Origin of the sequence: Hungatella hathewayi WAL-18680 (genome assembly GCF_000235505.1) — a bacterium.
Classification (GTDB): domain Bacteria; phylum Bacillota; class Clostridia; order Lachnospirales; family Lachnospiraceae; genus Hungatella_A; species Hungatella_A hathewayi_A.
This window is the reverse complement of sequence record NZ_JH379028.1, coordinates 704945-716986: the sequence shown is the minus strand read 5'-3', so window position 1 is coordinate 716986 and position 12042 is coordinate 704945. Positions and strand designations below refer to the sequence as shown.

The 12042-nt window shown below is 50.6% G+C and carries 11 protein-coding genes and 1 pseudogene; 9 read left to right on the top strand and 3 right to left on the bottom strand.

What is annotated here, in order from left to right:
* From HMPREF9473_RS19070 to HMPREF9473_RS19060, 3 genes are all read left to right on the top strand, one after another.
* Positions 1-1249 (top strand): S-layer homology domain-containing protein (locus HMPREF9473_RS19070; RefSeq protein ID WP_006781838.1); only part of this gene is annotated, 1249 nt, incomplete at its 5' end.
* 181 nt (positions 1250-1430) lie between these two features.
* On the top strand, positions 1431-2294 hold the full coding sequence (locus HMPREF9473_RS19065) for a DegV family protein (RefSeq protein ID WP_006781837.1): 864 nt from the start codon (positions 1431-1433) through the stop codon (positions 2292-2294).
* Positions 2295-2414: 120 nt separating this feature from the next.
* Positions 2415-4952, top strand: a complete 2538-nt coding sequence (locus HMPREF9473_RS19060) for an FAD-dependent oxidoreductase (protein ID WP_006781836.1) — start codon at positions 2415-2417, stop codon at positions 4950-4952.
* A 78-nt stretch (positions 4953-5030) separates the two neighbouring features.
* Here HMPREF9473_RS19060 and HMPREF9473_RS19055 read toward each other — a convergent pair whose 3' ends face one another.
* The 3 genes and pseudogenes from HMPREF9473_RS19055 to HMPREF9473_RS28795 all read right to left on the bottom strand — a co-directional run.
* Entirely contained in the window at positions 5031-6230 is a 1200-nt protein-coding gene (locus HMPREF9473_RS19055) for a YgeY family selenium metabolism-linked hydrolase (protein ID WP_006781835.1), read from the bottom strand.
* Positions 6231-6260: 30 nt separating this feature from the next.
* On the bottom strand, positions 6261-7334 hold the full coding sequence (locus HMPREF9473_RS19050; protein WP_006781834.1) for a YfcC family protein: 1074 nt from the start codon (positions 7332-7334) through the stop codon (positions 6261-6263).
* Between the two features lie 67 nt (positions 7335-7401).
* Positions 7402-7641 (bottom strand): annotated as a pseudogene (locus HMPREF9473_RS28795) (YfcC family protein); the annotation flags it as partial.
* Positions 7642-7849: 208 nt separating this feature from the next.
* On the opposite strand from HMPREF9473_RS28795, the gene HMPREF9473_RS19040 reads away from it, so the two are divergent.
* From HMPREF9473_RS19040 to HMPREF9473_RS28790, 6 genes are all read left to right on the top strand, one after another.
* Complete coding sequence (locus tag HMPREF9473_RS19040; RefSeq protein WP_006781833.1) at positions 7850-8491, top strand: helix-turn-helix transcriptional regulator; 642 nt, start codon at positions 7850-7852, stop codon at positions 8489-8491.
* A 67-nt stretch (positions 8492-8558) separates the two neighbouring features.
* A complete protein-coding gene (locus tag HMPREF9473_RS26475) occupies positions 8559-9128 on the top strand; it encodes a hypothetical protein (protein ID WP_006781832.1) in 570 nt (189 codons plus the stop codon).
* Positions 9129-9271: 143 nt separating this feature from the next.
* Positions 9272-11161, top strand: a complete 1890-nt coding sequence (locus HMPREF9473_RS19030; RefSeq protein WP_006781831.1) for an InlB B-repeat-containing protein — start codon at positions 9272-9274, stop codon at positions 11159-11161.
* Between the two features lie 17 nt (positions 11162-11178).
* Positions 11179-11541, top strand: a complete 363-nt coding sequence (locus HMPREF9473_RS19025; protein WP_034859634.1) for a hypothetical protein — start codon at positions 11179-11181, stop codon at positions 11539-11541.
* A gap of 154 nt (positions 11542-11695) precedes the next feature.
* The gene (locus HMPREF9473_RS19020; protein WP_034859633.1) at positions 11696-11884 is read left to right on the top strand and encodes a hypothetical protein; all 189 of its coding nucleotides are present in this window, start codon (positions 11696-11698) and stop codon (positions 11882-11884) included.
* Positions 11869-12039, top strand: a complete 171-nt coding sequence (locus HMPREF9473_RS28790) for an FGGY-family carbohydrate kinase (RefSeq protein ID WP_080568894.1) — start codon at positions 11869-11871, stop codon at positions 12037-12039. The genes HMPREF9473_RS19020 and HMPREF9473_RS28790 overlap by 16 nt, the downstream gene beginning before the upstream one ends.
* Positions 12040-12042: the final 3 nt, after the last annotated feature.

Genomic DNA, 12042 nt, shown 5'->3' with positions numbered 1-12042 from the left:
GGACAGCTACAAGACTGCCGGAGACAGTATCAGCCAGGCCATTTCCCGCTCTGAGTTAAATAGACTGGCGGAATCCAGTAAGGGTCTGACATTTGCCAGCGATATGGCAGAAATGAGGTTCAGCGCGGCTGGAATCCGTGCTATTTTGGCGGCGGTGCCTGCCACGGCGGGCAGTATCACCTTTACTGCCGCCCGAGCGGACTTAAGCGCCCATGCGGACGCGGCAGCATTGATTGGCACCCGGCCGGTCTATGACTTTACCATCGGCTACAAGGATGGCGTAGGAAATAATATTCAGACAAAGGTGGATTTTCCGGCAGGTTCGGTTTCCATTACACTAAACTACACTCCTACAGCTAATGAAACATCCGGAAGTCTGTTTATGGTCTATGTGGACGACAATGGGTGTGCGACATGGCTGAATAAATCCAGTTACATCGGTGGCAGGATATTGGCGGATATTGCTCACTTCTCCACCTATGGCGTTGCCTACAAAGCCCCGGCCCCAGTATTTGTCGATACGGCGGAGCATTGGGCGAAGGATGAGATAGAGTTCGTGGCAGCGCGTGGTCTGCTTGATGGGACAGGGAACAGCCAGTTCTCCCCGGACACAGCTATGACACGGGGCATGATTGTCACCGCTCTGGGACGTCTGGCCGGTATTGCGCCGGAAGATTACCCCACACGCAGTTTCACCGACGTGAAAGCCGACGTCTCCTATGCCGCTTATGCAGAGTGGGCGGCGCAGAAGAACATTCTCACAGGCACAGGAGAGAACCTGTTTAGCCCTGACGAGCCGGTGACACGGGAGCAGATGGCGGTCATTCTGATGAATTATGCCAGCCAGATGGGCATTCCCATACCAGCCCCGTTAGCTGAAACTACATTTACGGACAGTGGCAGCATCAGTTCATGGGCGGCCATACAGGTCACAGCCATGCAGCGGGCCGGTGTTATGAAGGGCAGGGCCGCAGGCCGTTTCGAGCCACAGGCTGCCGCCACCCGGGCCGAGGTTTCTGCTATGCTTCGCCGGTTCGTGGAGGTTGTCATCGATTCCTCCACAGCCAGCGGCTGGAGCCGGAATGATGATGGCCAGTGGTTCTATTATAACGCCGGTAGATTTTTCACCGGCTGGAGAGAGATAGACGGGAAATGGTACTATTTCCATCCGGACGGCAGCATGGCGGTGAGCACCACCATTGACGGCTATGTGATTGATTCCGATGGAAGAAGAAAAGAAGCAGTTTAAGTTTCTGAGGGCGGTAACAATCAGTAACAGAACGATATCATGGACTGAAATCAGACAGCCTGCTCACAACGAGCCAGGCTGTCTTTGTATTTGTTTACGTATCCATACCGTTCTGTTATAATAATAAAAAATGAGGGTTCTGTGCAGATTGCAGTTGACCTTACGGAAGGACAGGAAATATATGGAGAATAGAAAGGTTTGCATTACTACGGAATCAAGCTGTGACTTGTCACAGGAGCAGCTGGGACAACATGGAATTCTTACGGTGCCGTTTGGGATGAATTTCCCGGATAAGACGGTAAATGACGGGGAAATTCCGGTTCAGGAGATTTATGATTTTTACAGCAGGACGAAGAAGATACCAACGACCAATGCGGTGGGACCTTATCAGTATACCGAGTTCTTCGAGCGGGTGGCCAGGGAGCATCCGGGGTGTGAGATTCTTCACATCGGATATTCGTCGGCCTGTTCCTGCTCATTTCAGAATGCGGTTCTGGGCGTGAAGGACTGTGTGGAAGCGAAGGTGCGGCTTGTCGATTCTCTCAATGTTTCCGGCGGACTGGGCAATCTGGTGTTGAAGGCCAGTGAACTGGCAGAGGAAAACCCTCAGGACACGGCGGAGGAGCTGGCGGGGAAGATTGAGCCTTACATCAAAAAGATTCGCACCTCTTTTGTTCCAAATTCCCTGGAATTTCTGCTGGCTGGCGGCCGGGTGTCCAACGCAGCAGCGATTGGAGCGGCGGTGCTGAGACTGAAACCCAGAATCGACATCATAGATGGAGAATTGATAGCAAAGAAGAAATACCGGGGGAAGATGAGACATGTGGCTCCTGTATTTGTGAGAGATTTTGTGGAAGGAGCGGAGTTTGATAAGGAGAAGGCCTATGTATTCTATTCGGAAGGGGCGGATATGGAGGCGGTGGAAATCCTTGTTAACGGATTGAAAGAAGCCGGTTTCCGAGAGGTGACGGTTGGCGTTCTGGGCTGTGTGATGACGATACACGGAGGTAAAGGGGCCGTGGGGCTGTCTGCGACAGAACGATAGATTGATAATTTTTTGCCAATATGTGGCAAATGCAACATACAAAGGATGGACTTTGCGTTAAAGTGGAATCATAAAATAACATATTATCTGTAATTCATGTGTAAAGGAGAGATGCGGACCATGAAAGCGATTAAATTGAGAGATGGATTCTACTGGACAGGTATTATTGACGACAAGCTGCGGGTGTTTGACATTGTGATGTATACGGAGTTTGGTACCACCTACAATTCCTATGTGATGAAGACCGGGGATAAGGTGGTGCTGTTTGAGACGGCGAAGGCCAAATTCTTTGACGATTACCTTGAGAAGCTGAAAGAGGTGATTGATGTCACGAAGATTGACTATCTGGTGACCAGCCATACGGAGCCGGACCATGCGGGAAGTGTGGAGCGGCTGCTGGATTACAGTCCCCAGATGAAGATTCTGGCGACGCCATGCGCCATCAGCTTTTTAAAGGAGATTGTGAACCGGGACTTCGTCAGCATTGCGGTGAAGGACGACCAACGGATGACCATCGGCAAGCGGACTCTGCATTTCATGCTGGTACCCAACCTGCACTGGCCGGATACCATGTACACCTTTATCGAGGAGGAGCAGATTCTGGTGACCTGCGATTCCTTCGGCTCCCACTACTGCCTGGAAGAGGTGGTATCGGATAAGATTCAGAATGAGGATGACTACCTGACAGCCCTCCGTTACTATTTTGACTGCATTATCGGGCCCTACAAGCCGTTTATGCTGAAGGCTCTGGACCGGGTGAAATCCCTGGATATCAGCATGATCTGCACGGGCCACGGTCCGGTGCTGGTGGGCGACAGGATTAAACAGGTGATGGCTCTTTACCGGGAATGGTCCACGGTGGTGAATCCCAACGGGAAGAAGACGGTTATCATACCTTACGTCAGTGCTTATGGATACACCGGGCAGCTGGCGGAGAAGATTGCGGAGGGAATTGCCGACAGCGGCGACATCGACGTGCGCAGCTACGATATGGTGACGGCCGACGCGGCGAAGGTTCAGGAGGAATTGCAGTTCGCTGACGGTATGCTGTTTGGTACGCCCACGATTATCGCCGAGGCGCTGCGCCCCATCTGGGATTTGACGCTTGGCATGTTCAGCGTGACCCACGGCGGAAAGTACGCGGGAGCCTTCGGCAGCTACGGCTGGAGCGGCGAGGGAGTGCCCCACATCACGGAGCGTTTGAAACAGTTGAAAATGAAGGTGGTGGACGGATTCAAGGTGCGGTTTAAACCGTCGGAGGCGGATTTGGTGAGCGCCTATGAGTTCGGGTATCAGTTCGGCTGTCTGGTGCAGTCGAAGAAGCCGAAGGCAGTGGCGGCCAAGGGCAGCAGGAAGCTGGTGAAATGTCTGGTCTGCGGGGAGATATTTGACTCCTCCATCGAGATTTGTCCGGTCTGCGGCGTGGGACGGGAGAACTTTGTACCGGTGGACGATGTGATTAATGAGTTCACCAACAACACGACCAACTACTATCTGATTCTCGGCAACGGCGCGGCCGGATTTAACGCGGCGAAGGCCATCCGGGAGAGGGACGCCACAGGGCGGATTATCATGGTGTCCGACGAGCCCTATCCGTCCTACAACCGCCCGATGCTGACCAAATCCCTGGTGGCAGGACTGGAGCCGGAGCAGGTGGCCATGGTGGACGCCGGATGGTATGAGGAGAACCAGGTGTACCAGATGTTAGGAAAACGGGTGGAGAGCGTGGATATGGACGCCAGGGAGGTGCTTCTTGACGACGGAACGAAGCTGCACTTCACCAAACTGATATACGCCCTGGGAAGCGAATGCTTCATCCCGCCGATCGCTGGCAGTGAGCTGCCGGAGGTGGCGGCAATCAGACGGCTTTCTGATGTCAGAAAGGTGGAAATGCTGATGAAGAGTACCAGGAAGGCCGTGGTTATCGGCGGCGGCGTGCTGGGACTGGAGGCGGCGTGGGAGCTTAAGAAGGCTGGCCTTGAGGTGACGGTGCTTGAGATGGCTCCTTCCCTGATGGGACGCCAGCTGGATGAGAGCTCCGGAGAGCAGCTCAAAATCATTGCATCCAAATCCGGCGTGGTTATCCGCACCGGCGTCAACGTGGAAGCCATCGAGGGTGACGGCCATGTGACCGGTGTCCGCTTAAAGACCGGGGAAGTGGTGGAGGCCGGCATGGTGATTGTGTCCGCCGGTATCCGCGCCAACGTGGGTCTGGCGAAGGAGATGGGACTGGAAGTGAAGAAGGGCGTCGTTGTCAATGAGTGGATGGAGACCTCCGTTCCCGGCATCTATGCCTGTGGAGACTGTGCGGAGTACCATGACACCAACTACGGCATCTGGCCGGAGGCGGTGGAGCAGGGCAAGACTGCCGGTGCCAACGCGGCCGGTGACAGTCTGGAGTATGTGCCGGTACCGGCGGCTCTGACCTTCCACGGCATGAACACCGCCCTGTTTGCGGCAGGCGACAACGGAAGAAACCCAAATCTCTATTACAAGACAGTGGAATTCAGGGATATGGGCAAGGAGCAGTACCGGAAATACTATTTCCTGAACAACCGGCTGAGCGGTGTGATTCTGCTGGGTGATTTGTCCCAGATGGCCGCCATGACGGAGGCGCTGGAGCACCATGCCACCTATCAGGAAGTGATGGAGAATTAAGCAGACAGAGTTATAGAGGACAAAAAGAAGGAGAATCCGGGATTCCGGGTTCTCCTTCTTTTGCTGCAATCAAATGTCTTAAAGTTTCTCAATCCTGCCACAGAGCGCGGCGTAAATCCGGCAGGCGTCCAGCATGCTCTCCACGCTGCAGTACTCGTTGGTGGAGTGGGCCTGGGCCAAATCGCCGGGGCCGAAGACGATGGTGGGCAGGTGAAACATACCCGCGGTGGTGACGCCGTTGGTGCTGGCGCCCATCCGGAACAGAACCGGCTCCCCGTCTTTCACCAGGCGATAAGCCTGGCTGGCGGCAGCCACCAGCGGATGCTCCGGCTCGATGTTCCAGGCTGGCAGGAAGGAATGGAAGACGAAATCCATGCCGGTCCAGCTGGATGCCGGAATATCACAGAAGCGCCACTGTCCTTTGGTCCCCGCCACCAGTCCGTCCATCTCCTTGGAGATCATGTCCTCGGTTTCGCCCAAAGCCAGACGCCTATCCAGGATAATGGAGGCGTCCTGGGGAACGGAGTTGTTGGAGGGGGTGCTGCAATAGATGTTGGTCAGGGCTACGGAGCCCTTTTCACCCTCTCCGGCGTCCAGCGCACCGGCCTGCTGCTGGACATGGTCAATCACCTCTTTCATCAGGTAGACCGGGTTCAATCCGGCGGAAGGATTGCTGGCGTGGCAGCTTCTGCCCTCCACTTTCACTTCAATCAGGGCTCTTCCCCGGTGGCCGGTGGCAATTTTTAAGCCCGTTGGCTCGCAGATAACCACTCCGTCGGGGCGAAGGCCGGTGTTTTGGAGCAGCTGTCTGACTGCCTCCCCGTCGAAATCCTCCTCCATGGTGGACGCCGATACATAGATGGTGACGTCTCCCAAAAGCCCGGCTTCCTTTGCAACATAAGCCCCGTAGACGGATGCGGCCAGAGGACATTTCATATCCACGGCGCCTCTGCCGTAGAGTTTTCCGTCTTTTATCACACCGCCAAAGGGCGGGTCATCCCACAGCTCTTCGTCGATGACGGACACGGTGTCCATGTGGGAGTCGAACATCAGCGTGGCGGCTCCATTTCCCATCCGTCCAAGCACGTTGCCGGTCTCGTCCACCGTGACCTCGTCGTAGCCCAGCTGGCACATTTTCTCCTTCACGAGAGCGGCCACTTCCTTTTCCTGGCAGGTCATGCTCCGGGTCTGCACCAGCTTCTGGGCGAAGGCGGTGACATCCCCGGAAATGCGGTCCATAACACGCTCAATCCGTTCTTTACTGTCTTGATATTCCATAGTGATTCTCCCTCCTTTTCTGGATGCGGTTTAAAATGGTCCCCACTGGATGGCCTGGGCGATAATCATAAATACGGCTGCCGTGGCGGTCCACAGTCCGAACAGCGGAAGCATTTTCTTCATCCATTTCTCATAGGGAACGTGGCCCAGGGCCAGGGTTGCCATAAAGTAACCGGATACCGGATAGAAAATGTTGGAGAAACCGTCGCCATACTGAAGGGCCAGGACGGCTGTCTGGCGGGTAACGCCAACTAAGTCGGCTAACGGAGCCATGATTGGCATGGTCACAACCGCCTGTCCGGAGCCGGATGGAATCAGGAAGTTCAGGATGGTCTGAACAATCAGCATGCCGATAGCGGTGATGCCGGACGGCAGATTCTGGAGGGCCAGAGCCAGCGCGTGAATAATGGTATCGGTTATCATGGCGTCATTCATGATGACGGAAACGCCTCTGGAGAGACCGACTATCAAAGCGCCAAGCAGAACCTGGCTGCAGCCTTCCAGGAAGGTGTCGCAGATTTCGTTGAATTTCATGCCGGAGATCAGTCCGGAGAGAATCCCCATACCCATGAAAATGCCGCCGATTTCCGGCATATCCCATCCCCAGCTGAACACGCCGACAATCATGATGATGAACATGCAGAGGGACACGATTCCGGCCAGCTTCTGGCGGAAGGTCAGTTTATACTCGGAACTGCCCTGGGAGTTTAATTCTTCCCGCAGCGCCAAATCCGATTCGTACACGATGGAGGACTGGGGATTCATCTGCACTTTGTGGGCATACCGCATCACGAAGGCAATGCCGATGGCTCCCACAACGATCATGGAAATCAGACGGAACTGCCAGCCGGACAGCAGCGGAAGACCTGCCACTTTCTGGCCGATGATGGTGGTAAATGGGTTGGCAAGGGCGGAGGTAAAGCCGATGGCCGAACCGCACAGCGCCGTGGCGCAGGCCGTCAGGGAGTCGAAGCCCAGGGCCAGCATCAGCGGCAGGATGATGGGCACGTAAACCATACACAGTTCGCACATGCCGATGAAGCAGTCGATACAGGCAAAGACGATCATCAGAATAGGGATAATCAGAATTCCCCGTGATTTCATTTTTTTGTACCAGCCACTGGATGACGCCTCCGATGGCGCCGCTCTTGTTCACGACAAAGAAGCCGCCGCAGACACAGAAGGTGAGCACTACCACCCAGCCGGCGTCCACAAAGCCCTTCGGGAAGGCTTCAAACAGGTCCATCAGCGTCGATGGATTGGAGGCGATGGTGTGAAAGGAATTGGGGTCAATGATTTCCCGTCCGGTGGTGGCGTCAGGCACCCTGGTGTACTCCCCGGCGGGGATGATGTAGCTTAAGGCCGCGACAACCAGAATAATCGCGTACAGAATGATAAAAATGTGAGGCATCTTAAAGACAAACTTCTTTTTCGCTTTTGTTTCCATACAATTTCCCTCCTGTAATAAAATGGTTTATAAAAATTTAATACCCATAATTGGAGTATATCACAACGGCAAGAAAATGCAATAATTTTTATTATATTAATAAAATTTATATCATTTTTCGGAAAAATGTACTATAATACAGAAAAAGAGTGCAAAAACCGGGAGGTAATTTATGAATAATGATGAAATTCTCAATCTATACAAACCGCTGGTGCCATTTATTGCGGAATTGATGGGGCCGGAGTGTGAGGTGCTGCTTCACGATGTGTTTCACCCGAAGGAATCCGTGATTGCCATCAGCAACGGACATCTGTCCGGGAGGGATATCGGCAGTCCGCTGACTGATTTTGCAAAACAGATGATACAGGACAACCGGTACAGTGAGAAGCAGTACCTGGCCAATTATTCGGGGAGCAGCAAGGGGAAGGAGTTTGTGTCCAGCACTTATTTTATCAAGAATGAGGGGCAGATTATCGGGATGCTGTGCATTAACCGGGATATGAGTCTGATTAAGGATGTGTTCCATATGCTGGAAGCGGTGAAGGAGCGGTTCAATTTAAACCCGATGGACGAGGAAGTGGTGGAGGTCCTGGATGATATGCCGGTGGACCAGATGCTGGAGCATATGATTAAGAATGCCATTAACCAGTATGGAAGAAATCCGAAACGGCTGACGAAGAACGAGAAGATGGCAATCGTGAACCAGCTGAAAGCCCAGGGAGCCTTCCACATGAAGGGGGCCGTGGGGGAGATTGCCAGACAGTTAGACGTGTCGGAACCTACGGTTTACCGGTATTTGAATAAGAATTCGTAAGTTACCTGTATGGGAAGAACCGGCCCTGGATGTTAGAATGGGGGTAAACGAAGGCTGGTGATGTGCTATGAGGGACTTTTGGTATTATCATAAGTATCATGTGTTGATTGGAATTGGAATTTTTTTAATTGGGAGCTATTATCTGGCGGAGATTCTGGGGAAGAGGGAGCCGGATTATGAGCTGGCGCTGGTCTGTGGGCAGACGGTGAGCGATGAGTTCTGTGTTTCCCTGGAGGAAGGATTGAAACCGTATCTTACGGATGTGAATGGGGACGGGAAAGTAATTGTCCGGGTGAATTCCTATTATTACGGTGGAGAGACCGGATTCAGGGAGGAGAGAGACGCCAGCCGTCTGATGGGAGGAGCGGTGCAGCTGGCGGCCGACTTAGAGCTTGGGATTTCCGGGGTGTATCTGACGGACAATGTGGAGCTGCTGTCAGTCGGCACGGATGGCGGTTTTCAGGACACCTGGATAGCGTGGAGAGATTCCAGGCTGCTGCGGGGGCTCGACATGCCGGAGATGGTCAATGACAGTCTGACGACGGAGGAGCTGACGGACAGGCTGGTGATTGGCATCAGAAGCGGAGAGAAATGCCAAACAAAGGATAGGGAGTTGTGGAATTGTATCAATCATTAAGGGGACCGGCGGCCGAAAGACTGCCGGTCTTTTTGGTATGACGGGCATGCCTGTGTTCTGTGGTGAGAGTTATTTCACACATCCATAACACTCATTATCGTATAATCTAATTAAATAAATTATTGAGGAGGGATTAGAGTATAATGAGTATGAAAAAACAATTAAGACAATGGGTTGCAGCCACATTAGTTATTGTAATGACGGTTATGGCCCCAATCCAGTCTGCAGCCAGCAGTATTAACAATCCACTGGTTCAAAATGGGGATGCAAAGATTGGGATGGTTGCTACACCTTCTGATGCGGAACTGGAGGATGATGTGGAATTGGAGCCGGAAATAGGTACGCCATCAAATGCTGATTTGATGAAAGCGGCTCCTTTGGAATTAAAGTCATTTGTAGTAAAGTTTTATGTAGATTCCGAATTATGGGACACACAAGAAATTGAGAAAGGTGGCTGTGCCGCAGAACCGGATAATCCGGTGAAGGAAGGATATACATTTTTAGGATGGGATACTAATTATGCATATATCGACCAAAATTTATCCATAAAAGCCAAGTTTACAAAGGGTATTTTTGAAACACATAGAGTTTTATTTGTTGATTATGATGGGCGGTGGCTGCAGAGCCCATCATACGTCATTAATGAAAATGATGCCGTTAGGCCGGCAGCTCCGAAACGAGAGGGGTATACGTTTGTCGGCTGGGACAAACAGCCTTATGTAATCCAGAAGGATACTGTTATTACAGCGAAATACCGTGAAGGTAATTTTAAGACATATTTGCTTTCGTATCAAAGCCGCCATCCCCAAAAGGATAAAGAATTCAATACCATAGGAGTAGAATGGGTAATAGAGGGTGAGAATGGTACTCCGCCGACACCGGTGCCGGTACCTGGTTATACATTTAATCGTTGGAGTACTGATTATATAAATGTTACAAAAGACAGCCTTGTCTATGCCCGCTATTATACAGGAGAAGTCCAGACTCATAAGGTGGAATTTTTTGATTACGACGGAAAATCATGGACTTCCCCGCAGTATGTAGTCAATGGAGGCGATGCCGCTCTTCCACCAAATCCACATCGGGATGGCTATGCATTTGCTGGCTGGGATAAACCACTCAACAATATTACAGCTCCAGTGAAAATTCATGCAGTTTATAAATTTGGAGAACGTGATATCTATACAGTAAAGTTTTATGGTAAAATAACAGGAGAACTGAACTGGATTTTATTAAAAGAAGAAAAGGTACCAGTAGGAAGTGACGCACATGCCCCCGCTCCATCAGTGAATGGAGGATACGTATTCACTGGCTGGAGAAGCAGTTATACAAATATCCAGTCAGACACGAACATCTTTGCAAACTATGCAAGAGAAAGTTCTGTGAGTGGAGCTGAAAGATTAAGGGTATTCAAAGAACATATAGAGAAATTAGAGTTGCCAAAGCAGCTGGAAGATGCACTTTTTAAACTGGGAGAATACCTGGCTAAGAAAATAGATGGTGGGCCGTCAACAAGAACTGCAATACCTGAAGTCTATGAAATTATAACGGCAATTGTTGCATTTTTGATTTCTATATATGGAGCAATTTCAGCACAGTCGATAAAGGGAACTGTTACTGATTTTATCTCTTCATGTTTTGGGGAAAGTGATAGCCAGACAGAAGTTGAACGTATCAATACTGAACTGGAAGAGAAGTTAAATGAGGGGGATAGTGAGGCTCAACTTCCGGAAAATACAACGGATGCTGGAAAAGAAGGTTCTAAAGCATGGAGTGATGCTAAAAAGAAAATTAAGGAAGGACGAGGAAAAGGAATAAATGTAAAAACCGAAACTCAGGAAGATGCTGAAAAGTTATTAAATGATGCAAGACCTGAACTTGAAAAGAAACCTACTTACTCTAAGGAAGGGACATCTGGTTACGAGATTCATCCTGCTGAACCAGATGTGGGTAACACTAAACCACACATTAAATGGTGGGATTGGAGTAACGGCAAAGCAAACGGTGCAGAAGGGCATATTTATTTTAATTAAATGTGAAAAGGTATAAAATGTTAGAGTATACATATGGAGAAAGATTGTCGAATGCAATATTAACAGATTGCCGAGAAAAGTTAATTCATACATTTGCTCAGGAGTATGATATTACTTCAAATAGATTATGGAATTGTTTGAGGGTAGAAAGAGAATGTCTGGATTTTAAGGATGCTAAAGAATTAAATATCCCTAATTCTGTGATGTTTTATTTAGAACGGCAAAATGAAATTTACGACACTACATTTAATGATGTATGTAAATACATAGATGATTTAGAACCTTGGGAATATATAGATGCTTATGTATTTGATAATACTTTTATTTGGCTTCTTGCAATAACACATGAAGAATTAAAGTGTCTTATTGCCAGAGTGTAGTGAAAATCGCAAGTAGCCTAATTTCATGAATATGTAACTTGAAGGTAACAGATTAAAATAGTGGCCGGCAGTGTTGATATGCCCGGTGAGCTGGTTACGGTCGGTCGGCCGCAGCTGTGTGGTGCCGGATCAGTTTGAGTAGTCGCCCTATCTATTGAATTACCGCTATGTGGTGCTGGGGCTCTGGTATCCTGGGACGGCCACCAGTAGCTGCGCAGCCAGTTTCCGGTGGTACCGGAACAGCATTGGGCGGAAGAGCTTTGACAAGCTGTGTGAGAAGGCGCAGGAGATTCCACCGGGAAGTGAGGGGGTGATTTTAACTCTTACCTGCAAGGCGAACTGACGCTCCACAACGATTCCTCCCTGCGAGCCAGCTACGTGGGAAGCAGTTCCAGACACACCACGGAGCATTTTACAAGAGCCACGCTGGAGGGGATTGCATTTTCCAATGATTATTATAAAATGAAATCAAACGCAGCTAGTTACTTTCGACCCTGATTA